Annotated in this window: 19 protein-coding genes; 5 read left to right on the forward strand and 14 right to left on the reverse strand. The window is 35.5% G+C overall.

Features of this window, described 5'->3' with window-relative positions; translation table 11 throughout:
• Positions 1–72: 72 nt before the first annotated feature.
• From BT156_RS13155 to BT156_RS13175, 5 genes are all read right to left on the reverse strand, one after another.
• Positions 73–1,350 carry a chloride channel protein gene (locus tag BT156_RS13155; RefSeq protein ID WP_072410644.1) on the reverse strand — a complete coding sequence of 426 codons (1,278 nt, stop codon included), beginning with the start codon at positions 1,348–1,350 and terminating at the stop codon, positions 73–75.
• A 75-nt stretch (positions 1,351–1,425) separates the two neighbouring features.
• Positions 1,426–2,022: a hypothetical protein gene (locus BT156_RS13160; RefSeq protein ID WP_139255478.1), complete on the reverse strand. Its 597-nt coding sequence runs from the start codon at positions 2,020–2,022 to the stop codon at positions 1,426–1,428.
• A gap of 145 nt (positions 2,023–2,167) precedes the next feature.
• Positions 2,168–2,554, reverse strand: a complete 387-nt coding sequence (locus BT156_RS13165) for a DUF423 domain-containing protein (RefSeq protein ID WP_054511731.1) — start codon at positions 2,552–2,554, stop codon at positions 2,168–2,170.
• 2 nt (positions 2,555–2,556) lie between these two features.
• Positions 2,557–3,627, reverse strand: coding sequence for a hypothetical protein (locus BT156_RS13170; protein ID WP_072410648.1), 1,071 nt, complete (start codon positions 3,625–3,627; stop codon positions 2,557–2,559).
• A 166-nt stretch (positions 3,628–3,793) separates the two neighbouring features.
• Positions 3,794–5,122, reverse strand: a complete 1,329-nt coding sequence (locus BT156_RS13175) for a hydroxymethylglutaryl-CoA reductase, degradative (protein ID WP_072410650.1) — start codon at positions 5,120–5,122, stop codon at positions 3,794–3,796.
• Between the two features lie 201 nt (positions 5,123–5,323).
• On the opposite strand from BT156_RS13175, the gene BT156_RS13180 reads away from it, so the two are divergent.
• The 4 genes from BT156_RS13180 to BT156_RS13195 all read left to right on the forward strand — a co-directional run bounded on the left by BT156_RS13180 (position 5,324) and on the right by BT156_RS13195 (position 9,103).
• A complete protein-coding gene (locus BT156_RS13180; protein ID WP_072410652.1) occupies positions 5,324–6,571 on the forward strand; it encodes a putative DNA modification/repair radical SAM protein in 1,248 nt (415 codons plus the stop codon).
• A gap of 112 nt (positions 6,572–6,683) precedes the next feature.
• Entirely contained in the window at positions 6,684–7,442 is a 759-nt protein-coding gene (locus BT156_RS13185; protein ID WP_072410654.1) for a TIGR03915 family putative DNA repair protein, read from the forward strand.
• A gap of 470 nt (positions 7,443–7,912) precedes the next feature.
• Entirely contained in the window at positions 7,913–8,209 is a 297-nt protein-coding gene (locus tag BT156_RS13190; RefSeq protein WP_072410761.1) for an MGMT family protein, read from the forward strand.
• A gap of 99 nt (positions 8,210–8,308) precedes the next feature.
• Complete coding sequence (locus BT156_RS13195) at positions 8,309–9,103, forward strand: alpha/beta hydrolase (RefSeq protein WP_072410656.1); 795 nt, start codon at positions 8,309–8,311, stop codon at positions 9,101–9,103.
• A gap of 74 nt (positions 9,104–9,177) precedes the next feature.
• Here BT156_RS13195 and htpG read toward each other — a convergent pair whose 3' ends face one another.
• Positions 9,178–11,070 carry a molecular chaperone HtpG gene (gene htpG / locus BT156_RS13200; RefSeq protein ID WP_072410658.1) on the reverse strand — a complete coding sequence of 631 codons (1,893 nt, stop codon included), beginning with the start codon at positions 11,068–11,070 and terminating at the stop codon, positions 9,178–9,180.
• A gap of 269 nt (positions 11,071–11,339) precedes the next feature.
• Between htpG and BT156_RS13205 the strand changes: the two genes are divergently transcribed.
• Entirely contained in the window at positions 11,340–14,237 is a 2,898-nt protein-coding gene (locus tag BT156_RS13205) for a S9 family peptidase (RefSeq protein ID WP_072410659.1), read from the forward strand.
• Positions 14,238–14,300: 63 nt separating this feature from the next.
• On the opposite strand, the gene recA is transcribed toward BT156_RS13205, so the two are convergent.
• From recA to BT156_RS13245, 8 genes are all read right to left on the reverse strand, one after another.
• Positions 14,301–15,308, reverse strand: coding sequence for a recombinase RecA (gene recA, locus BT156_RS13210; RefSeq protein ID WP_072410661.1), 1,008 nt, complete (start codon positions 15,306–15,308; stop codon positions 14,301–14,303).
• A 567-nt stretch (positions 15,309–15,875) separates the two neighbouring features.
• A complete protein-coding gene (locus BT156_RS13215) occupies positions 15,876–16,466 on the reverse strand; it encodes a hypothetical protein (protein WP_072410663.1) in 591 nt (196 codons plus the stop codon).
• A gap of 287 nt (positions 16,467–16,753) precedes the next feature.
• The gene (locus BT156_RS13220; protein WP_072410665.1) at positions 16,754–17,131 is read right to left on the reverse strand and encodes a hypothetical protein; all 378 of its coding nucleotides are present in this window, start codon (positions 17,129–17,131) and stop codon (positions 16,754–16,756) included.
• Positions 17,132–17,142: 11 nt separating this feature from the next.
• Positions 17,143–18,186, reverse strand: a complete 1,044-nt coding sequence (locus BT156_RS13225) for a hypothetical protein (protein ID WP_072410667.1) — start codon at positions 18,184–18,186, stop codon at positions 17,143–17,145.
• 82 nt (positions 18,187–18,268) lie between these two features.
• Complete coding sequence (locus BT156_RS13230; protein ID WP_072410668.1) at positions 18,269–18,712, reverse strand: hypothetical protein; 444 nt, start codon at positions 18,710–18,712, stop codon at positions 18,269–18,271.
• Positions 18,713–18,722: 10 nt separating this feature from the next.
• On the reverse strand, positions 18,723–19,001 hold the full coding sequence (locus BT156_RS13235) for a helix-turn-helix transcriptional regulator (RefSeq protein WP_072410670.1): 279 nt from the start codon (positions 18,999–19,001) through the stop codon (positions 18,723–18,725).
• Between the two features lie 131 nt (positions 19,002–19,132).
• Positions 19,133–20,017, reverse strand: a complete 885-nt coding sequence (locus BT156_RS13240; protein ID WP_072410672.1) for a hypothetical protein — start codon at positions 20,015–20,017, stop codon at positions 19,133–19,135.
• A gap of 478 nt (positions 20,018–20,495) precedes the next feature.
• Positions 20,496–23,966 (reverse strand): DUF6443 domain-containing protein, encoded by a 3,471-nt coding sequence (locus BT156_RS13245; RefSeq protein ID WP_072410674.1) that lies wholly within the window; start codon positions 23,964–23,966, stop codon positions 20,496–20,498.
• Positions 23,967–23,969 lie beyond the last annotated feature (3 nt).

Genomic DNA, 23,969 nt, shown 5'->3' on the forward strand with positions numbered 1-23,969 from the left:
CAATATTGTTTGTAACCAAATACAGTTTTATTTACAATAAATCACTCAAATTATTATCAGATTAGCAAAAAATCATTCTTCTTCTAACCTTTCTGACTGTGACCCAATAAATGGAATTCTCGGAGCCAGAAAATAACCCGTTAAACTCGCAAAAAGTATTGGAACAAAATATGTAAACCCGGTTAAAGTTCCCAAAATAATGGTTGTACTCATCGGTGTTCTCGTTACACAGGCATTAATTGCAGCCATACAACTTACAATTGCCAGTGTTGTATCAACGGTCGGAAATAAATTATGGATAATCAACCCCAATGTTGTTCCCACAAAGAAAAGCGGAATGATGAAACCACCTCTCCAACCCGAAGTTACGGTGACTGCGATGGCTAATATTTTGAAAATTAAGATTAAAACTAAAAAGTTCAACGCAAAATTTCCGTTGATGATCTGATTGATCTCGTTATGCCCGAAATATCTTGTGATCGGAAAATAAAAAGCGATAATTCCCAGAATAACTCCACCTACAAAGGTTTTAATATAAATTGGTAAATTTCTGTATTCAAAAACTTTCTTGAAAAATTTAACGACAAAAATAAAGATCCAGCCAAATAAAGTTCCTACAATTCCGAAAGCGGTTGCATAAGCAAAATCGTAAACTCCTGTGTAATGATAGGCCTTCAGATCCCAAGTCGCCCCGATTCCCAAATGGATGATCAAAGCAAACATCAGATAACTGAAACAACTCGCCACCAAAGCCGGAATAATGGCTTTATAATATTCAACTGCGTGTTTATGATGCAAAATTTCTAATGAAAAAAGACTTCCTCCAAGCGGAGCACCGAATAGTGCCGTAAAACCGGACGCCATTCCGGCAATACTTAAAGAACGTAATTCCTCTCCTTTCAATCTGAAAATTTTTCCCAACCAAGTTCCTGTAGAACCCGTCACCTGAACCAAAGGTGCTTCCGGCCCTAAACTTCCACCTGACGCCACACAAAAAAGGGATGACAAGATCATGGAAGGATTATTTTTCGGCTCTAGTTTTCCTTTATTAAATCTGATATTATTAACGATCAAATGAATTTCTCCCGGATCACCGATAAAATGAATGACCAAACCGGCTAGTAAACCACAAATCGCCATCGTCGGAATCACCATCCAACCTTGAAATTGAGCTAAAAACTCAGTGAAATGCTCAAGGACGATCCAATATAATCCGGCAATAACTCCACCGACAAGACCTGTAAAAGCCCACATAAAAAAGGTTCGACTAAACACAAACGGATTAAATCTTATGGGTTGATCCAAAAGATCAAATGTTTTGATTAAGCGCCTTCTTCTATTGATTTTCATTTTAATTTATTTTAGATATTAAAAGAATCTCATCATTTGTCTTTGCTGATTATTACAGCTATTACAATAAATATTTTATTCAAATCTTAACACAATTGGCTGTGCAAAGTTCTGAACAATCGGTTTTTTGTTATAAATCAAAGGTTTCTCCAAACCTCCAACCGCATAAAGGAACAGTGCACTGATGATACCGAATTCTGTATCAGATGCTCCTTTATATTTTATATTTTTGAACTTTCCATCAACATCAATCATAAAATACAAATTACAACGATAGGTTCCTCCGTCAAGATCTTCTACCAAATAAACCGGAAAGTCAAGTGTCAATTGTTTTTTCAACTCTTCAAGCTGTTGATAATTCTCAACCTCAGCAAGATCGATAGATTTGTTTTTCACTTCCACCGGAGGTGTGATTCCTGTTTGAGGCACATTATTTTCGATCTGTATTCCGCTTGTTGTTTTAAATGAAATATTGGGATCAACTTTTCCTATCATCGCCTCTTTGTCATAAATGCTTTGATACAGATTTTTCAGATTCTTTATTTTTTCACCATAAAAAGCTTTGTACTTTTGACGATATAAAGCAGAATCTTTTTTGTAATCATACTGATAAATACTATCAGAAAAGCACTTTTGTATCCTTTTTACTTCCGTTAAAATACCTCTATTCATTAATTTTTTCTTTTCCTGAGCATTTATTTTTTGAACACTTAAAGAAGAGATTATGAACGTAATAAAAAATAATAAAAAGCGATGATTCATGGTTTGATTTTTCAATAAACAATCTACATAATATATTGCAGATCTACTTTTTTGATTAAATTCTATTCTTAGCAAAATAAACAATCAGCATTCCCCAGCTAATGATCATCAACAATCCTCCAAGCGGTGTAATTGGTCCTAAAAATTTAAGGTTAGCCCCCAAATAATCCTGTAAGCTCAAGAAATAAATACTGAACGAAAATAACATCGTTCCCGCGATCATTAAAATAGAAACCCACTTTTCTGATGATGTTTCAAATTTTAAAATGTATCCAACGATCAATAAAAAGAAAGCTGCATACATTTGATATCTTACTCCTGTCTCAAAACTTTCCAGTCTTTCCACAGATAATATTTTCTTTAAAGCGTGCGCGCCGAATGCACCTAAAATTACTGACAACATGCCGTAAACAGCACCAAAGACTAAAGTTATTGTTTTCATTTTTATAATTCTTCTAATTCTAGATTTAAATATTTTTTTGTTTTATGATCCTGCCAGGTTCCTATGATCTTATTGCCTTGTATATCTGCTTCAATCAAGCCTCTCAGCATCCATTGTCTGGCTTCCTCACTATAATAATCACTTTCTACAAGCGAAATATGACTTCCTTGTATCTTCCCATTCCACTCGATCAGTTTTTTATTTTTATCATACCAGTACATCGCGGAAAAACCTCCGTCATCATACATCTTTTTGATCAAAACTGTAATAGGATATTTTCCATCAATTTTCCCTTTATATAGTTTATTACTTAGACTTGTTTTATCAATTTGTTCCGAACCTGACAACAAATTTTTCGCATAAGGGCTCCAATATTTATCCAGTTCTTTGTAAGGGAACTCAACAACGTGACTGTCCAGCTCATCCAATGCTCTCATTGCATGATTAGAACATCTTCCAGCAATAAATCTTATTTTATCCTTTCCGAAATAATACCCTATATCATCTAAGCTATATGCTGTAAAACATTCTTCATATATGGAAATCTGATCTAAAACCTCTTCTGAAGGATTTTTCTCAGATTTTAATTGTAAAAGAAAATCATCAACCTCTTTCTTTACCTGTTTCTGAATTAAATTTTCAACTGTTTTTATTGAATTGGCTTGAAATAAATCTTTAGCATTAATAAAGTTCCCAGTTCTCAGGTCAAAATTTTTCCAGATTAAAAAACTTTCAGGATAAGCTCCGGAAGCTTCACCGTCTAATGCAAGACTTAAAATATTTTTAGGAGTTTCCAACTTTTCCCAACTGTAAAAATAGACGTAATTGGAATATGAAGTTTTTCCTGCAGAAACCAGCTTAAAAGGATTTCCTTCTGCTCCCGGAACGTATTCCAACTGATCAACCTGCAAAAAAGTATTGATTTTATTTTCGACTCTAAGATTTTCAGAATAAGCAACCAAAGGAAAAACAGAATCCTCAGTCTTCGGTTTCAAATCAGTTATTTTTACATTTTTCTGTTGTGAAAAACTTAAACCTGAAATAAGCAAAAAGAATAAAATCTTACTTTTCATTACTTAGATTTCAAATACAGGGTAATAAATCTGGCTACCAACGTAGAAATTCCCAAAATAATAAACATAATGGCGAATTTCTTTGAACTTCTAAAACCCGGATTGTTTGTTTTCTTTAAAAATATTCCAAATATGATAAACAGGATCGGTAAAGCAATTTGCAGCATTATTTGTTTCTTAATCTGTTAAATTCATTGATAACTTCGTGATGTGTAACGGTTTTATCTTTAAAATAGGTCACAAAATGCTGTTTTTCTTCTTCCGTAGCTCCCATTTGATTCAGAATATTGAATAAATGCATTTTCATATGACCTTTTTGAATCCCCGTTGTCACCAAAGAACGTAATGCGCCAAAGTTTTGAGCCAGACCGGAAACTGCCAAAATACTCATCAATTCCTGAGCAGAAGGTTTTCCTAGTAAGGCTAAAGAGAATTTTACCAAAGGGTGAAGATTCGTTAAACCTCCTACAACTCCTACAGAAATCGGAAGATCGATCCAGAATCTGAAAATTCCGTTATCGGTTGTACAATGCGTTAATGACCTGTATTTACCGTCTCTTGCTGCGTATGCATGCGCACAAGCTTCTGTTGCCCTGAAATCATTTCCTGTTGCAATTACCACAGCATCCACCCCATTCATCACACCTTTATTATGAGTTGTCGCACGGAAAGGCTCAATTTCAGCAATCGTAACCGCCTGTTTGAATTTTCTTGCAAACTCTTCATTGGAAATTCCGCTGTCGTCTTTTAAGTCTTCAATTTTACAGGAAACCTCCGCCCTTACGATACAATCAGGTGTGAAATTAGAAAGAATATTCATTACAATCTGTAATGAATTCTTTTCTTCCTGCGTGAAAGATTCGCTTGTTGCAACTTCCTGCTTCAATGTCTTTCCAAACTGCTCAAGACAAGAATTAATAAAGTTGGCGCCCATTGAATCTACCGTATCAAAGCTTGCTTTAAGCTGGTAATAATTAGGCATTTCAGCAGTTTTATCAATCAATTTTATATCTAAAATTCCGCCGCCACGATTTCTCATGTTTGCCGTGATGTCATTGGTAGCTTCAATCAGTTGTTTCTTTAAATTGAAATTAAAAAAATTAAGCAGTTTATGAGGTTCTACATTAAATATAAAGTGCGTATGACCTAATTTCTCAGTATTGATGATTGTTGTTTTAAAACCACCTTTATCAATCCAGAACTTTGCAGCCTTTGAAGCTGCCGCCACCACAGAACTTTCTTCAACGGCCATCGGAAGAGCGAATAATTTTCCGTCAATTAAGAAATTAGGGGCAATTCCGTAAGGCATATAAAAATTGGAGATCGTGTTTTCAGAAAACTCATCATGAAGCTTCTGAAGATCAGCACTTTCGTTCCAATATTGTTTTAATATATTTTGATATTCTTCGTTTCCTTCAAGATATTCTGTGACAAGCCAGTCGATTTTCCCTTGTTTTGTTAATTTGGAAAAACCTTCTACGGGTTTATGGTTCATATGGATAGATTTTTATTTCTTATTATATGGATGATAAATCGCAAGTTTACGATTTAACGCATAAATTGATGACCGTAAATATAGTAATTTTGTCTCTGTAATATATTGATAACTTCCATGAAAAAAGATTGACATTTATCAATTTTGGAACTACATTTGAACAGAAAATAATATTTAATAATAACATTTTCAATTAAAAAAATGAATTTTGACCGTCTGAAAGAAAAACTCGAAATCCTTGCCGATGCCGCGAAATATGATGTTTCATGCTCATCCAGCGGAGGATCGAGAAAGAATAAAAAAGGCGCTTTGGGAGACAGTTCTGCAAGCGGAATTTGTCATACCTATACGGAAGACGGACGATGTGTTTCTCTTCTCAAAATTCTATTGACCAATCACTGCATTTACGACTGTGCCTACTGTGTTTCCAGAAGTTCGAATGATATTAAAAGAGCCGGATTTACAGTGGATGAGGTAGTTGATCTAACAATAAATTTTTACCGAAGAAATTATATTGAAGGACTATTTTTAAGCTCAGGTATCTTTAAAAATGCCGACACGACGATGGAACGCTTGGTTCGTGTTGCGAAAAAATTACGCCTTGAAGAGAATTTTAACGGGTATATTCATTTAAAATCAATTCCTGGTGCGAGTGACGAATTGATGCAGGAAGCCGCTTTGTACGCCGACAGATTTGAAATTCCTACAGAAAGCGGACTGAAATTACTGGCTCCTGAAAAAAATCGACAGGATATGCTTAATCCGATGAAATATATTCAGAATGGGATTGCACAATACAAAGATGAAAAGAAAATCTTCAGGAAAGTTCCAAAGTTTGCGCCTGCAGGACAATCTACTCAAATGATTGTTGGTGCAACGAATGAAAATGATTTACAAATCATCAAAGTTGCAGACCATTTTTATAAAAATTTTAATCTGAAAAGAGTCTATTACTCTGGCTATGTTCCTGTTTTGGAGGATAAAAGATTGCCTTCTTTAACGACAGCAGTTCCGATGCTTAGGGAAAACCGTTTGTATCAATCGGATTGGCTGATGCGTTTTTATGGTTTTAAAGCGGAAGAAATTTTAGATCCAAATATGCCGTTTCTTGATTTGGAAGTTGATCCGAAATTGAGCTGGGCATTGAGACATTTGCATCAATTTCCTATTAACCTTCAAACTGCGGATTATCAAATGATTTTAAGAATTCCAGGAATTGGTGTGAAAACAGCTCAGAAAATTGTCAGTGCAAGACGTTTTCAGATTTTAACGATGGATCATCTTAAAAAATTAGGAGCAGCCGTGAATCGGGCGAGATATTTTATTGATTTTAATGCAGGAAACGCTTATTTGAGATATTTAACGGATAAAAATTTGAGAAAATTATTGATTGGAGGAAGCTCTTCTAAATTTCATAATCAGTTTTCGCAGCAGTTGACTTTATTTTAAACTTTTTAAACACAAATTGCGCAAATAATTTTCACGAATTTCACTAATAATTCTAAAACTTAAATATCAATTCATTCTAAAACTCCAAAACCCTATAATTCTCCAACTCAACATGACTACCCTCCTCTACGACGGAAGTTTCGACGGGCTTTTCACAGCGATATTTGAAGTTTTCGAATATCGTTACAGAGATGTAGAAATTGTAAGCAGAGAAAAGTTTCATCAGGAAAATATTTTTGCGGAAATCCATGACGTGATTACGCAAACTGAAAAAGCAGAAAGAGTTTTAAATAAATTAGAACAAAACATCGGCAAATCCGGAGTCCATGAATTGCTGAAAGTGTATTTATCTGAGGATTTGGAGCTAGAACAGCTTATTTTATCCGCAGTCAAACAATCGATTCAACATCCAACCGAAAACATTCTGCAAAATTATGCAGATAATGATATGTTGAAAATCTCTAAAATCTGCAAATCTGTAAGTCGAGAAAGACATAGAATGACCGCCTTTGTTCGTTTTGAAAAAATGCAGGATGATGTTTTTTTTGCTAAAATTGATCCCGATTTCAATGTACTCCCTTTAATTCGTAAACATTTTAAAGACCGTTACCAAGATCAAAAGTGGATGATTTATGATCTGAGAAGAAACTACGGAATTTTGTATGATCTGGAAAACTGCGATTTCTTTTATCCTGATGAAAAATTAGATTTAAATAAATATCAACAGAAGTTTCACGATGAGGAAACTCAATATCAGAGGCTTTGGCAACGATATTTTACAAAGACTAATATTGTAGAAAGGAAGAATTTGAAATTGCATATCCAACATGTTCCAAGGAGGTACTGGAAGTATTTGACGGAGAAGAATTGATTTTTTATTTTAATAGATTATTTTGTGAAAATCTGTGGTCAAAATACTTATATAAATCTGGGCGTGCCCCTCGCCAAAGCAAACCCGGAGCTCGGGTCGGGCTTCTCCGGGCTCCACTTCGTTTCGGTGCTTTGCACTGCTCGCTTCGCTCGCACCCTCCATATCCCTCACGCAAAACTGTCAGTCCAAAGAATTGGTCAGCACGAAATATCGATAAGCTAAAATCCCTCTCTGAATTTTGGTAAGATCGCTTTATTGATTTTATTGACGAGTTTAAAAAATGATTTTTTCATAACTTTATATTTTAATGAGAAACACCATTGAAGCTATTAGAGTTCAAAAATGATGCAAAACAAATAATACTGTATTCTATCCTTTCGTAACTTTGCTGAGTGAAACGCCTTTGCGAACTTAAAAACACTAAGTTTGTAAAAAAAAGCTTTGCAATCTTTGCGTTAAAAACCAAAAAAATGGACGAAATATTCAAACAGCAAGTCTGGGAAATTACCAAGCTCGTTCCCAAAGGAAGAGTAACAAGTTATGGAGCTATTGCAAAAGCAGTCGGTTACCCCAATCATTCACGACATGTGGGAAAAGCAATGGGAGGCTGCCCGAAAGATGTTCCGGCTCATCGTGTTATTTCAAGTTCAGGAACTTTATCCGTTCCGGAATTTCAAGTTAAATTAGAAGCAGAAGGAATTGAGGTTGAAAATTTCAGAATTAAAAATTTCAAGAAACTATTTTGGAATCCATTGGAAGAATTATAGGATTTCTACAGCTCAGCAAATAAAAAATACGGCTGAGTACCTTTTTTTAGTGAAAAATGTTTGAGGAGTTTAGTTTTGTCTCATAAAATAAATGAAACCATGAAAACAAAGCTTTTATCTACCGTATTTTTCTTATTTACCATTTGCTTATCAAAGGCACAAATGGACGATAAATTTTACCAGCCGAGTAAAGAAATGAAGCCATTAGAATTTTCAAATGTAAAATTCATTGCACTTCCTGTAGAGAATGATACGATCACTGCGGTAGTGTTGAAACCTCAAACCAACAACATTAAGAAAACGATTTTATTTTTCCATGGTGCGAATGGAAATGTTTCGACTTATCAATATATTACAAAGCCATTGGTGGATGATGGTTTTCAAATCGTAATGATAGATTTCAGAGGATACGGAAAATCAACAGGAAAACCTACTCATGTTAACGTAGCTTCAGACGGGCAAAAAATGTTTGACTTCTTACTAAGTAAGCCTGAGATCAAAAACACTAAAATATATATTTACGGAGCTTCATTAGGTTCTCAGATTGCGACTCATTTGGCAAGAGAAAATAAAGAGAAAATATCTGGATTGATCATAGATGGCGGGATGTCATCATTTGCAGACATAGCAACAGTTCATGCTCCTCAGTACAAAGATTTTATTAACCAAATGTTACAAAACGTTTACTCGGCAAAAGAAGATGTAAAATATACGCAAGGTCTTCCTAAGCTATTTATCTATAGTAAAAATGATAAAACAATTCCTTTTTCTCAAGGACAGGAATTTTTTGGAAATGCCTCGGAACCTAAACAATTTCTTGAAAACACATCAGATCATATTCAAGGTTTAAAAGATGAGCCTAAAGAGATTTTAAAGGCAATTGAGAACTTATAGAGATTGATTTGTTTGGATAAAAAAGTTTCGGGGTCGACTTTGTCGACCCCGAAACCACAATATAATTAATTGAACTATTTTTCCAGTTGTTTATAGCTTCTTTGGATAAAATCGGTAAGATCTTTTCCTTTCAATAAGTTTTGAGAAAGTTTAGCTAGATCTAAAGCATGCTTTATTAATCCTTCTTTCTCTTCGGTATTTTCAGTTTTTAAGATCTGGTTGGCAAATTCACTGTTGGAGTTTACAACCAAATTATACATTTCTGGGAAACCGCCCATTCCAAACATTCCGCCACCGCCGGTTGCCTGCATATCCTTCATTCGTCTCATGAATTCGGGCTGAGTGATGGTGAACGGAGCATCATTACTTTCCAAATCTTCCAGCTGAACAGTGAATTTTTTATCCTGAACCGCATCTTCAACATTCTTTTTTAATGATTCTTTTTCAGTTTCATTTAATTTAGAAATAGTTGGTTCGTCTTTTTTGATCAGATTATTTACATGATCAGCATCCACTCTTGCAAATGAGACTTTCTCCTTAGAAGTTTCCAGTTTTTGAATAACGTGAGGAATGATATGAGAATCTAAAAGAAGAACTTCATATCCTTTATCTTTTGCAGACTGAATATAGCTGTGCTGCTCATCAGCATTAGAAGCATAAAGAATGATTAAATTACCATCTTTATCTGTCTGTGTCGGCTTCAGTTTTTCTTCCAACTCATTCCAAAGGAAATATTTTCCGTCAGTGGTAGGATATAAAGTGAATTTGTCTGCCTTTTCTGCAAATTTTTCTTCAGTAACGATTCCGTATTCAATAACTATTTTAATGTCATTCCATTTTTGTTCGTAATCCTGACGGTTTTCGTTAATTAAAGAAGCCATTTTGTCGGCTACTTTTTTAGTGATATAAGAAGAAATTTTCTTTACAGCACCATCCGCCTGAAGATAAGAACGGGAAACGTTCAACGGAATATCAGGAGAATCAATTACTCCACGAAGAAGCATTAAGAAATCCGGAACGATGCCTTTTACTTCATCTGTTACGTATACTTGGTTTTGGTATAATTGAATTTTATCTTTCTCGATATTTAAATTGTTGCTCAATTTAGGGAAGAATAAAATCCCTGTTAAGTTGAAAGGATAATCAACATTCAAGTGAATATTGAATAAAGGCTCCTCAAACTGCATTGGGTACAACTCGTGATAGAATGACATATAATCTTCACTCGTCAAATCACTTGGAGCAACCGTCCATGCCGGAGTTGGGTTGTTGATGATGTTGTCTACTTCTTCAGTTTCAGCAACCGCATCTTCCGGAGCGTCCTCTGGTAAAGGTAAAGTGTGCGTTTTTGTTCCGAACTTAATAGGAACTGGCATGAATTTGTTATACTTTAATAATAATTCACGGATTTTTGCTTCCTCTAAAAACTCTAATGAATCTTCTGCAATATGAAGAATGATCTCGGTTCCTCTGTCGGTTTTATCTGTTGTCTCTTCAAGAGTAAATTCCGGGCTTCCGTCGCAGATCCAACGAACTGCTGGTTCATCTTTGTAAGATTTAGTTAAGATTTCAACTTTTTCAGCCACCATAAACGCTGAGTAAAATCCAAGTCCGAAATGACCGATAATTCCTGAATCTTTTGCGGTGTCTTTATATTTTTCTAAGAACTCTTCAGCTCCTGAAAAAGCAACTTGATTGATGTATTTTTCAACTTCTTCCGCAGTCATTCCAATTCCCTGGTCGATGATGCGAAGTGTTTTTTGTTCTTTATCAATTTTCACTTCAAGCTTCGGATTTCCGTACTCTACTTTTGCTTCGCCGATACTTGTTAAATGTTTCAATTTTAAAGTAGCATCCGTTGCATTTGAGATCAACTCTCTTAAGAATATTTCGTGATCACTGTAAAGAAATTTCTTGATAAGCGGGAAAATATTTTCCACAGATACATTAATATTTCCTTTAGTCATAATAATTTAGTTTTGATTTGTTTTATTATTCACAAAAAAAATACCACGCGTCAGAAAGTGACAGATTGACATTATTTTTTTTGCAGGAAGAAGGAAGCTTGAGGAAGGTAGTTATAGTATCGTCCTTTAATTTCGGAGAGAGGCGAACCTTTAGCAGGATTGAAGTACCAAGGTAATTTTGTCTGTCTCCCTCTTCCATTAAAATTACAACTGTGTAATATGAATTTTCAATGAAATGTCTTACTTTTAATCCTTAAATTTTTTTTAAAATGAAGTTGAAATGTATAGTTTTTATTCTGCTCGCCATGACCTGTTTTATGTATGGACAGAAAAAGCCTTTGGATCATTCTGTTTACGACAGTTGGCAAAATATAGGTGCGAGAAAAATCTCAAATGACGGAAAATGGATTGCCTATTCTGTAGATGCTCAGGAAGGAAATCCCATCCTTTTTTTATATTCGGTTAAAAATAAAGATTCGAAGAAGTTTCCTAGGGGAACGAAAGTGGAATTTACAAATGATTCAAAGTTTGGCATTTTTCAAATCCGCCCTTTGTATAAAGATGTAAAAGCGGTGAAGGATAAAAAATTAAAACAGAATAAGCTAACAAAAGACAGTCTTGTCATCGTTGATTTTTCGAGTGGTAAAACGGAGAAAATTCCTAATGTAAAAGGGTTTAAAATTCCTGAAAAAGGAGGTTCTTATGTCGCCTATCTTTTGGAAAACATGAAAGATAAATCTTCGGATGATGCTTCTGATAAAGATGATGGAGAAGAAAAGAAAGACGACGATAAAAATGCAAAGCCTTTGCAGCTGGTAGTTCGGAATCTTTTGGATGGAAAAAGTACAACCTATGAGAATGTTTTCCGCTATGAATTCAGTAACAATGGGAAGCAACTTGTTTTTGTAACCAAGAAACCGGAAGAGAAAACCAATAAAGATAAAAAAGAGAAGAAAGATTCTTTGGATGCTCAATCTGCAGAGAAAAAAGTTACGGACAAATCAAAGCCAAAGAAATATACGCTTCAAACCGTACAGGTAGTTAATTTACAAACAGGAGCTGTAAATAAAATTTCGGAAATGGAAGGCGATTTCTCCCAGTTATCTTTTGATGAAGAAGGAAATCAGCTGGCGTTTGTAGGAACTTCTTCTGCACAGAATGATTTGGTGAAATTGTATCAGTTTTATTATTTTAATTTAAAAAACAATAAAAAGGAAATTGTAGCCAATGATAATGCACAAATGAAGAAGAATTGGGTAATTTCTGAAAATAGGTTACCAAAATTCAGCAAAAATGGGAAGCAGTTATACTTTGGTGTTGCTCCAAAACCTATTGCAAAAGATACTGCAATGATTGCAAACGATCATGCTGTTGTGGACATTTGGAATTATAAAGATGATTATCTGCAAACGGTACAGCTAAAGGAATTGAGGAATGATCTGAAAAAATCTTATGCAGCAGTAATGCAAACCGAAAAACCGGATTTCTTCAGAAATATCAATGGTGAGGATCTGGATACTTTACGATTGGTAAGCGAAGGAAATGCCGAATTTGCGCTGGGTATTACCAGTTTGAATAACCGTATTTCTTCGCAATGGGAAGGCTCAACAAAGAAAACCTATTTCCTTATCGATAATAAAACAGGAGAGAGAACAGAAGTTATTAAAAATCTGGATGGGGCAGTTGCAGTATCTCCGCTTGGAAATTTTGTTGTGGTTTTTGACAGAGAAAAAGGGAAATGGCTGAGTTATAATGTGAAAACAAAACAAACACTTCCGTTGAGTACCGATTTGCCTGTTTCCTTCGTTGAAGAAGAATTTGATATGCCGGACTTTCCAAATTCTTATGGTATTGCATCATGGACGGATAAAGATGAATCTGTGATTATCAGAGACCGTTATGATCTTTGGGAATTTTTCCTGAACGGTTCAAAAAAACCAAGAAATATCACCAATGGATTCGGTCGTAAAAATAAAATAACATTTGATACTTACGATTTAGATAAAGATATTAAAAGCTTAAACCGAAAATCTTCCATTTACTTGTCGGCTTTTGATAACACATCCAAAGCGAACGGAATTTTTAAAACATCTATTCATTCGAATGGTGATCCTGTAAAAGTTCAGATGGAAAATGTCTGGGGATATCGCAGTCTTCAAAAAGCGAAAAATGCGGAGGAGTATATTTTGATTAAAGAATCATACACTGACTCTCCAAATATTTTTACAACATCAGATTTCTCTAAGCAGGACAAGTTGAGTGATACCAATCCGCAGCAAAAGATTTACAATTGGGGAACAGACGAATTGGTAAACTGGACAACGCCAAAAGGAAATACATCTACAGGAGTTTTATACAAACCGGAAAATTTTGATCCGAATAAAAAATATCCTATGATTGTCTATTTCTATGAAAAACTTTCGGATAACCTGAATCGTTATGTAGCTCCGGCTCCAACGCCTTCAAGATTAAATATCTCTTATTTTGTGAGCAACGGATATTTGGTTTTCACCCCTGATATTTCTTACACTGATGGCTTACCTGGAGAATCTGCGATGGAATACATTAATTCCGGAGTTGAAAAGCTAAAGCAAAATCCGTGGGTAGATGGCGCTAAAATAGGAATTCAGGGGCAAAGCTGGGGAGGATATCAGGTGGCTTATCTTATTGCTCATACCGATATGTATGCTGCAGCATGGAGTGGCGCACCTGTCGTCAATATGACTTCTGCTTATGGAGGAATTCGTTGGTCTTCAGGGATGAACCGCCAATTTCAGTATGAAAAATCGCAGAGCAGATTAGGGAAAAATCTATGGGAAGCACCGGATCTTTATATTAAAAATTCACCGCTTTTTACAATTGATAAAGTGAAAACTCCCGTAGTTATAATGAGTAATGATAAAGACGGAGCAGTGCCTTGGTATCAGGGAATTGAAATGTTTACCGCATTACGCCGTCTGGGGAAACAAGTTTGGCTTCTGAATTATAATGGCGATGATCATAATCTTATGAAACGCCAGAACAGAAAAGATATCCAAATCCGTGAACAGCAGTTTTTTGATTATTATCTTAAAGATACTAAAGCTCCGGCTTGGATGACCAAGGGCGTTCCTGCCACGCAAAAAGGGAAAGACTGGGGATTTGAGCTAACAGACGAAAAGCCTTAATATTGATAAATAAGAATCGGCGGCACCTTTGGTGCCGCCGATTTGTTTAATATGAATTAGAAATTACTGCTTTTTAATAGCGATTTCTTCTTTGATTTTGTTTTCTAATTCCTCAGAAAGCTCGGGATTGTCTTTTAATAGATCTCTTACAGCATCACGGCCTTGTCCAAGCTTAGTTTCGCCGTAGCTGAACCAAGAACCACTTTTCTTCACAATTCCCATATCTACTGCAGCATCAAGGATTTCTCCTGTTTTAGAAACACCTTCACCGTACATAATGTCAAATTCTGCCATTTTGAAAGGTGGAGCAACTTTGTTTTTCACAATTTTCACTTTTACACGGCTTCCAACAGCTTCATCTCCGTTTTTGATCGGCGCACTTGCTTTTCTGATGTCTACTCTTACAGAAGCATAGAATTTCAATGCGTTACCACCCGTTGTTGTTTCAGGATTTCCGAACATTACACCGATTTTCTCTCTCAACTGGTTGATGAAAATTACTGTACATTTTGTTCTGGAAATAGTTGCCGTCAATTTTCTTAATGCCTGAGACATCAATCTTGCATGAAGACCCATTTTAGAATCTCCCATTTCACCTTCGATCTCCGCTTTTGGAGTTAACGCAGCTACAGAGTCAATTACCACAATGTCAATTGCTCCTGAACGGATCAGGTTGTCAGCAATTTCTAAAGCCTGCTCACCGTTGTCGGGCTGAGAAATGATTAAGTTTTCAAGATCAATTCCCAACTTTCCTGCATAACCTCTGTCGAAAGCGTGCTCTGCATCAATAAATGCAGCAATTCCGCCTGCTTTCTGAGCTTCTGCGATTGCGTGAAGCGTTAAAGTTGTTTTACCTGAAGATTCAGGTCCGTAAATTTCAATGATTCTTCCTCTTGGATATCCGCCAACGCCTAAAGCGATATCTAATCCTAAAGATCCTGAAGGAATAACTTCGATAGTAGTGTCGATTGCACTATCTCCTAACGTCATTACAGTCCCTTTTCCGTATGTTTTATCTAGCTTGTCAAGCACTAATGCAAGTGCCTTTTTCTTATCTTCTATGTTGCTCATCTGTTGTTAAAATAATTGCTCAAAAATAGTGAATTTTACCGTCAAAAACTAATATTATTTGTTCCTGAGAATTGATTTTATAGTTAAAAAATAATAAAATTTGATGGGGTATGTTATTCAAAACGAATTAAATGCAGGATTAAAATCGTGTTGCTTATTGAGGGGTAAAGTTTGCGAATATTTTTACTATTCAAACATTCTTTTATATTGGGCTTATTTAAACTTTTCTTCTTTTAACAATCATCCCCAAAGCTTGTCATCATGAAAGGATCTCGACATAGTATTAGAAAATAGCATGGAAAGATTCGTGTTTGGATCCTTTCAGGATTGTAAAATACAATACAAATATTTGATTTTCAATACTATTTAAATCAGCTTAGTCAACCCCTAGTCAATAAGTTTAAATTTTAACTTTAATTGACTATAATTTATCTAAACTTTTTAGATTCTTTCATCTTACTTCTGCATTAAAAATCTTAAAAACAAATATAAAATAAAAACGGAATGAAAGAATCACCCCGTTTATACATAATTGCAAATCTTTTGCAAAAGTTACAGCAAAATTTTTTACATCAGTAAAGCCCTTTCCCAATCTTCAAAATTGATGTCCTTTCTTGCATTAATCTTTTTCATGAGCTGTAAATATTTCTTTGTCGGTTTCCCGTTATAGAACTTCTTAAAATGCTTTTTATAGAGTTCCTCATACAATTTATCATTCAGGTAAGAGCCAAAGACCTTTTCCCAATCCCTCCACTTTTTAGACTGCAACTGTTTTTCATAATACAAACCGTTAAAAGCTGTCCTATGCAGAAAGTACCCACTGTTTAAATGCAGTTTCCTGCAAACCTTTTGCGTATGAGGACAGACGAAAAACCATAATAAACCATTTCCCAGATTGGAGGGACGGGTAATTAATTTCACTTTGTAATTGACCTTTTGAGAGTCATTAAAGGTATAATCTAGGGTAATGTAGCCATCCGTGTCGTTAGTCTCTATAATGACCGTTATTGAACTTGCCTTGGCTCCATTGCTCGTATTCCAATATATACTCCTGTTAAGGTGTACATTAGGCTGTAAATAGCCCAATTTCTTTAAATCTGCAATTGTGATTCGTTTTAAACATTCTACCTCATCGGGACTGTTGCTCCATCTTCCCATAATCTTAATTTTTAAATGTTACTTGGTGTTTATATCTATTTTCCATTTGCATTGCGTTTGCACCGCGTTCGTTTCTGCAACTGCTTTATTAAATTTCACTTTAGGATCTTAAAATTTTCGAGCCTCTTTTTCCAGCCTGAAAATAAAACCTAAATTTTTAAGGAACTTTTCACCTTTTCCAGCCTATTTTTGACATAATTCCTTTATTCATAATGGTTTCAAACGTTTTTAAATGTGTCCGGAAACGACGTATATTAAAATCCGTTTATTTCCTCTGTAAACAGGCGTTATTTCTCAATAAACACCTCAGATTCCGGTAGTTCAATTTCAAAACTTAACTTTTCCAACAGGTCTTGCCAATCCAAGTCCGACATTTCCACCAGCTTAAAATCCAATATATCGGAAAAATCTATACTCATTTCCGGAAGTTCTATATTTAACTCCTGCATATTTAATTCAGAATCCAACAAGACTACAAAATCAATTTCGGACCCTAACTCTAATTTCAATTCTAACTCCGAGAGATTAATTTCCAACACTTCAGTTTTCGGTTCCTGCAAATCCTGTTTACTGTCCTTTGCATTTTCCTTTCTTTTTTTAGATAAATCATAATTTCCGATACTTCTATTTTTAGCCTTATTTCCGGCACTAATTTTCTTTTTCATAACTGTTAATTTTAGAGGATGTCATTTAGACTTTTTGACCCTATATCTGAACGGTCGAAAAGTCTAAACTTTTGTTTTTCATTTTCGTTACAATTGTCGGTCGAAAAGTCTAAACTTTTTTCAGATAATTTTTCGATTTTCTGTTTTATCAATTCCGAAACTTTAGCCTTTACATTTTGAGAATATTTCAATGTCATTTCCTGAAACTTTTTCTTATGATAATATTTATCTTTCTTGTTGAGATTTACCCAGTAGTTAGGGTTCCTGTAATCTTTAAGCTTGTTTATCTCTGAGTTTTTCATATTGGTTTGATCCATAGTATAGTCGTAGAAACAGACTTCCTGAAATTCTTTTAATAAAAGGTTTTTGAGGGGTATCATCATTTCAGGTTTTGCAATATCCGGTAAATACATAATTCCTAAATCATTGAGTAGGTTCATTTTCAGAAACTTAATCTCAAATCGTAAAGTATTGGGTTGTAAATGCTCATTAACCGTCTTTTTAAACAAACTAAACGCCTTCTTTTCATGCGGTTTCATAAAATTTTGGTTTTCGGCTATCTTTTTTAATTTCTTTTCATACTGTGCAGTTTTATTATAGATTTTAATAATGTAATCTCTCTTTGCCGATTGATAGTAAAAAGAGCCTGAAATAGTTTTATTAAATTCTACGGATCGGTGAAACAATAAATTTTGTAAGAGTTTATTCGGATCAAACGGTAATTGAATGTTTACTCCTATTTCGATATTTTCCAGTCTGCAACATTGAGGTTTTACTCTTATTTCTGTTTCAAGGTCTTGTAACGCTGTGGAAAAGTTTCTCATATCAAAATCATTTCCGTTAAAATCGGTACGGTTAAAAAACTTGTGAACACTTCCTTTTACCATAATCCGACCGGAAGCGTATTTAATAATCTGCATTCCGAAATATTCACCTTCTTTTTTGTCGTCTGTTTCTCCGGTTTCATTATTCACGGAAATGATAAAATCGGTTTTGTCGGTGGGTAACTCATAATTTTTATCCGTATAATGAAATTTTACAAAGTCTGTCAGCATAATTTCTTATCTTTGTAAAGACAAAAGGTTTTGCAATTTGTCAGGTTTGAACGCCTTAAGGAATGTATTTTACATTCCTTTTTTATTTCCGGCAATTGGTGATTATCTCGCTTATCCGCGTATGCAGATCATGTTTTGGGCAGGGATAAAATTCCTCGAAAATCCTAATTTCTATTTCCTTGTTACTTAATTCATAATAGACAATACATAAAGCATTACCCGATTTTATAAGTAGGTTTGTGTAATAAAAATTGGCAGTTCCGGCAGGTCGTAGCCCTAAAACAGTACATTTTGCCCAATTGGAAGCATCACGAAGTCGTAAAAGGTTATTGAGTCCGCTAAAGGTGTTATAACCGTTATTCCTTTCAATACGGATAAATTCAGGCAGTAAATGATCTTTTTCAGAATAATCTTTTACATTTGGCGGTGTATCTGTCTTTTTATACTGTCGAAAGGTCTTTTTAACCTCATCTAACCTGTAGATAATAGTTCTCTGATCCTGATAATGAGTGTTGGAAACTGGCATAATAGAAAATTTAATCGTTAACAATCATTGCATTTTCTATTTCATCCAGCCTGTAATATACTCTGGAACCGAGTTTATGGGATTTTAGTATTCCGCGTTTACGCCACTCGTGAATGGTAGGCTTAGTCACACCGAAACGTTCGCAGACCTCATCTGCGGAGAGGTAGCGTTTCGGTTCGTTGTTTTTAAAGGTTTGGGTTAAATCGGCAAGTAGGGAATCCTTTACCTTGCTTACGATTTCGTTGATGAGGTTCTCTGGTTCTACTCCGATAAAATTAATCTGTTCCATTGTATCGTGATTTTTGTTTGTTTCACAATACAAAGATTTGAAATATCCTTACCGTATTTTACTCCTTTGGGGTAGCGATGAGGTAGCGTTGGGGTAGTAAAATAGGTAAGATAAGTTTAAGGAAACTGCTTCTAATAAGTCTTGGAGTTATAAAAATTTCTAATTGTATTTTTATGTTTTTCGTTGATCTGATAATCTTTTGAGGATTTATTTTTCGTCTTTCTGTTGAGGCAGTATTTTTTGATATTGGTATAACTTCCTCCGATCAGATTATGAATAATTTTATATTCATTTTCGGGACTTACTCCGTCCTTGACAAGCTTGGTGAAAACACCCAAATGTTCCAAAAGTGCTATCTTTTCCGGAGTTGTTAAGTTACTTTTGGATTCTTTTTCCTTCTGTCTTTCGGGGGCTATTTTCTTTAAAATAAATTCGTTAATGAGTTTCATTTCACCCAAAAAAATGAGATACTTATCATAATCAAATACTACACAACCCATTTTAAAATTCCCTTCTTCAAATAAGGTTTTCCCTTCCTCATCCACTACAGGTTCGTTATTATCGTCATAAACAGATCGTGCCTCTACAATTTCTTTTTCTATTTTAAAGAATGGGAGTAGCTGATAAATCACATTATTAAAATAAAATCTGTCATGTGGAACAAAGTTTATCAATTCACCTTCGAAATCATAAATAAACTCTACCAGCTTATTATCGTTACATAAATTGAACTTTTTCTTGAAATTACTTTCCAAAACGCCAATAAAAATGGAAACATAATTAGGTATTTCATATTCTGTCGTAATTCCGTCAACACCGAACGACATATCAGTTAGAGTATATTTGGGTGTCTCGTCTTCAAATTCCCTGTACCCAACATAATATCCTGCAAGAGAATAAAGCCATTTGAGGTAATCTATTTCATTTTTGCCCGAATTGTCCTGTAACCAAAGTTCGAAATCGGTTTTATTATTATCTGTAAATTCTTTGTAAGAATAATAAAATGGTAAATCCATAATCTTTAATTTTAGATCACTAAATTAAAAAGCTAACACGACAAAACGTGTCGTGTTAAAATTTACTAGATCCAATCTTGCATGAATTTGAAAATATTCTTTTCTTAAAAAAAAGAGACCGTTATTTAAAACAGTCTCTTATAAAATAAAATAAAATAAATTAAATACTAAGTTCCTAGTCTAATATAAGATAGCAACTGCAAGATTGAATTGAACTAATTTCTCACATCTAATTGAAAAAGAACGACTAATAAGTATATGCAAATTCCACTTAATAGTATATTTAAAATTATAGATATTACTTCTATTCTTGTTATTTTTCTCTTTATATAAGTTACACTTATAAGAATTAGCATTCCTAAAGAAATTCCAAGATGCAAAATTGAATTATCAATTAGTCCATTAATGGATAAATAGCAAATGATGATTGCATAAAACAAAATTAATATATTGCTAATCAATGTTATGTTATTTTTCATTATTCAGTTTTTTTATTTAATTCTTTAACTATTGCATTATAAACATTATAACGATACTTATCGTCAATTTCAGTATGTGTAGCATTAACAGGCACATTTAATATATTCGTTTTTGAGGGATCTTTAGCTTCAATGTCTTCTCCTCCAATACTAGAACCTAAAAAGCCGTCATTTTTGTTATAATAATTTACAGCACTTTTTACATTCGAAGGAATTTCATCATCATCATATGTGTCTGCAATATCTAATGTAAATAAAAGGTCAACCTTAATATCACTATGTTCATTAACCAATTCAATTAAATTATCTGCACCTCTACTATGTCCAGCCATTATTAATTTTCCTTTGGGACTTTGTTTTCTAAAACTACTAATACTTTTTAAAATATCGTTTTTTGTATTTTCAGAAGATGAAGAAGCAAAAACTGCAACTTGATTCGTTTCACTATTAAGCTTGTCTATTATACCAATGCCCTGATAGTCTATATCACCATCTCTTCTTGTTTTTGCAAAATTTTGTGCTTGAGTTGCCCCATCAGGGGGATCATGCCCAATCCATCCTTGATTTACAATTATTAAATTTTTAGTACTCTTATTAATTTTTACAGCTTCCAACCCCTCCAATTCCCTGTGAGCCGTAACTTTATTTTCCGAGAAGTTAAACGGTGACTGGTACGCATACTTCTCCGCTAATGGATCGATATTGAAGAATCTTACATCAGCAGGATCATAGTTTCTCCATTTAAACGAACTCCATCCCGTGTCCTGCTGTTTCTCCTGTTCTTGGAACGAATATAGGTAATTTGGTGATAATGAACCAAACGTATTTAATCCGCCACCTCCGAACTCCAATCCAAACGGGTAAAAATCACCTGTTCTGTCTACTATGACATTTCCCGAAGTGTCCTTGTAATAGGCAAGTCTTACATTTCCAACCTGATCCTTATACTGGTAAAAATACTTATTTTGCAGGAAATCAAAATACCCCTCCTCGGTTGGCACAAACTGTAAAGTTGTCACAGGCTCACCAAATACGGTTCCCGCGTTTTCTGCACTGTACTGGAATCCGTCGAGGTACTCCGTCACCGTTGAAGCATCCGCCTCAGTACGTCCTGAAAAATAGTTGTGAACCTTTTTAAGCTTACTGCCGTCTGCGCGATACAGGTATGTTGTATTCTTATACTTGGTGACTCCCCCCAATCCAAACGGATCATTTCGCACAACGGATTGATTGAACTTAATATAATTAGGCAGGTTGAGGTAGTTGTACTTAATTTCCAGCATTCCCTTATCGGTCTTACTCGTCATATTCACGTTCTCGTCATAGGTAATCGGACTTCCCGAAGTATCGGGATAGCCAAAGTAGTTTCCTGAGCCATCCGCAACAGTATCAAGCCTGTTTCCTGTGTAGGAATAGGTTAGGTCATCCATTAACTGCGCCCCGATATACTGCGCATTTCGGTTTCTTTTAAGCGTTTTTACATTACCATTCAGGTCATAGGTCAACAACTCATTGTAGTAGTTGTTTTCAGGAATAGAGGCGTTGGGCTCGGAATAAATACCGCTTTTAAGTCTTCCCATTGCATCATACTGGTATGAATACCTTTTCAGCCCGTCACCGTTTGAGGCGATCCAGTCCACCTCAGCAATATTCCCGTTGTAGTACGGTGATGAAAGGTTGGTGTTTGCCGGATTGGTAAACTTCAGCTCATAGGCAAATAGCTTGTTTCCCAAGCTCTGCGGATTGTTGATCTTGATAAGCCATCCCTGAATATTGTAGGCATAGTCAACACTTTGAAGCGGAGTTGCCAAGTCCGTGCCCCCGACCTTCTTGTTCTTTACCTGTGAGAGTTCGTTATACTCGTTTTGAGCCAGTATTTCGACGGGATTGCTGTCTACTTGGTGCTTATGTGTTAAAAGCCTGTTTCCGTTGTCATATTCGAACGTTTCGGTAATAACCTTTTCGGTGTCGGTGCTTACTCTTTTATGATAGGTAACACTTTTTTCGGTGAGTTCCCCCGTATAATCAAGCTTTAAATCCCTGTTGGTGTAACCTCCCAAGTGGTTCGTTGACTTTGTGGCAATGACTTTTCCCGTGGTATCATAATACGTGTAGGTCTTCGTCCAGTTATTATCCTCAATGTTTTTTACATACGAAGACGTCAGAACCCCATTTGTTGAGGTATCATTGTCAGCATCCAGCGTTTCCTGCATGGTATATTCCCCCAAAACCTTTAAGGGGATTTCAGGTGCCCCCGGCGGGTAGGTATCATAGTAATTAACCGTTAACAGGGTCATGCTTCCCGTAGGAAAGGCATTCTTGGTATAAAACACGTCCATTCCATTCACATTGAACGGGACTCTGGATCTTGCCTCATTGTTGTAGGGATTGGCGGACATATTGCCCAGTGCTGTCTGCATGGCAGGTCTTGAAGCCGTATTGCTGAAAAATCCCGTATAGGCGACTCTTCCGTCTGCATCGTACTTGGTAAAAATCCAGCCCTTGGAGTTAAAATTATTGTTTAATGTTCTAAGTACTGCATCCTGCGTTAAAACAAGTCTGTCCTGTTTATCATACACAAAGTACTCCCAGCCCTTGTTGGGCAGTTTTTTCTCTGCTAAACGGTCTTTTCCGTCCAGCCTGTACTGATAGCACAGATTATTCAACACCTCATCGGGAATCTGTGTTCCTGTAGGTAGGTTTTTGATTGCATCAGACGCCTTGGGCGGAATAATGAATGCCAACTGATTGTATTCATTGTAAACATAGTAGGTGTCTGCATTTTCTGAGGCATTTAAAACCCGTCTTACGAGTAGCAGTTGTTTTCGCCCGTTGGTATATTCGTAGATAACATTACTGTCCTCATCCGTAGCTTTTCTTTTGTAAACCGTTCCGGCGGGATAATAACCGTCTGTACCTGCAACCTTAACTACTGAATTGGTGATCCCGTCGACGGTACTCGTTGTGGTGGCATACCCGCGAATATCGTTTGCAGAGTTAGCCAGATATTCATACCTGATCGGCTTATTTGCCCAGTCCGTGCCGACCTTGGTTTGTTCCTGCAATCTATCCAAGGGTGAATTTTCGATTTTCTTTTCTGCAAAAATCCTTTCACTGCCGTAGATACTGGGATCAGTGGCATTGGTTAAAGGGCTGGGAACAATATTCCCGTTAAGTGTAGCAGACTGCGGAACGGGCAAAAAATCCTTTACCTGTCTGCCAAAACCGTCATATTCAATGTGCGTTACAACATCCTTTCCCGTTGGGGAAGCCTTTACGCCTACAATCTGCTTGGGTCTTCCGAGCCCGTCAAAATATTCAACGCTTACCGACTGCTTAACACAGTCTGCGCTGAGGCAGTTGATCCTTTGAATATAATTCTCGTTTGAGGTGGGAACCTGCGCATAGGTCATTCCGGCAATCATCAAGCCGAGAAATGATAGTGCCTTTGTTAGTCTGTATTTTTTCATATT

Origin of the sequence: Chryseobacterium limigenitum, from assembly GCF_900114875.1 — a bacterium.
In the GTDB taxonomy this organism is placed as follows: Bacteria; Bacteroidota; Bacteroidia; order Flavobacteriales; family Weeksellaceae; genus Chryseobacterium; species Chryseobacterium limigenitum.

What these genes read in the sequence shown, in the direction of transcription:
- BT156_RS13155 (WP_072410644.1), bottom strand. Translation starts at nt 1,350, where the DNA reads ATGAAAATCAATAGAAGAAGGCGCTTAATCAAAACATTTGATCTTTTG.
- BT156_RS13160 (WP_139255478.1), bottom strand. Translation starts at nt 2,022, where the DNA reads ATGAATAGAGGTATTTTAACGGAAGTAAAAAGGATACAAAAGTGCTTT.
- BT156_RS13165 (WP_054511731.1), bottom strand. Translation starts at nt 2,554, where the DNA reads ATGAAAACAATAACTTTAGTCTTTGGTGCTGTTTACGGCATGTTGTCA.
- BT156_RS13170 (WP_072410648.1), bottom strand. Translation starts at nt 3,627, where the DNA reads ATGAAAAGTAAGATTTTATTCTTTTTGCTTATTTCAGGTTTAAGTTTT.
- BT156_RS13175 (WP_072410650.1), bottom strand. Translation starts at nt 5,122, where the DNA reads ATGAACCATAAACCCGTAGAAGGTTTTTCCAAATTAACAAAACAAGGG.
- BT156_RS13180 (WP_072410652.1), top strand. Translation starts at nt 5,324, where the DNA reads ATGAATTTTGACCGTCTGAAAGAAAAACTCGAAATCCTTGCCGATGCC.
- BT156_RS13185 (WP_072410654.1), top strand. Translation starts at nt 6,684, where the DNA reads ATGACTACCCTCCTCTACGACGGAAGTTTCGACGGGCTTTTCACAGCG.
- BT156_RS13190 (WP_072410761.1), top strand. Translation starts at nt 7,913, where the DNA reads ATGGACGAAATATTCAAACAGCAAGTCTGGGAAATTACCAAGCTCGTT.
- BT156_RS13195 (WP_072410656.1), top strand. Translation starts at nt 8,309, where the DNA reads ATGAAAACAAAGCTTTTATCTACCGTATTTTTCTTATTTACCATTTGC.
- htpG (WP_072410658.1), bottom strand. Translation starts at nt 11,070, where the DNA reads ATGACTAAAGGAAATATTAATGTATCTGTGGAAAATATTTTCCCGCTT.
- BT156_RS13205 (WP_072410659.1), top strand. Translation starts at nt 11,340, where the DNA reads ATGAAGTTGAAATGTATAGTTTTTATTCTGCTCGCCATGACCTGTTTT.
- recA (WP_072410661.1), bottom strand. Translation starts at nt 15,308, where the DNA reads ATGAGCAACATAGAAGATAAGAAAAAGGCACTTGCATTAGTGCTTGAC.
- BT156_RS13215 (WP_072410663.1), bottom strand. Translation starts at nt 16,466, where the DNA reads ATGGGAAGATGGAGCAACAGTCCCGATGAGGTAGAATGTTTAAAACGA.
- BT156_RS13220 (WP_072410665.1), bottom strand. Translation starts at nt 17,131, where the DNA reads ATGAAAAAGAAAATTAGTGCCGGAAATAAGGCTAAAAATAGAAGTATC.
- BT156_RS13225 (WP_072410667.1), bottom strand. Translation starts at nt 18,186, where the DNA reads ATGCTGACAGACTTTGTAAAATTTCATTATACGGATAAAAATTATGAG.
- BT156_RS13230 (WP_072410668.1), bottom strand. Translation starts at nt 18,712, where the DNA reads ATGCCAGTTTCCAACACTCATTATCAGGATCAGAGAACTATTATCTAC.
- BT156_RS13235 (WP_072410670.1), bottom strand. Translation starts at nt 19,001, where the DNA reads ATGGAACAGATTAATTTTATCGGAGTAGAACCAGAGAACCTCATCAAC.
- BT156_RS13240 (WP_072410672.1), bottom strand. Translation starts at nt 20,017, where the DNA reads ATGGATTTACCATTTTATTATTCTTACAAAGAATTTACAGATAATAAT.
- BT156_RS13245 (WP_072410674.1), bottom strand. Translation starts at nt 23,966, where the DNA reads ATGAAAAAATACAGACTAACAAAGGCACTATCATTTCTCGGCTTGATG.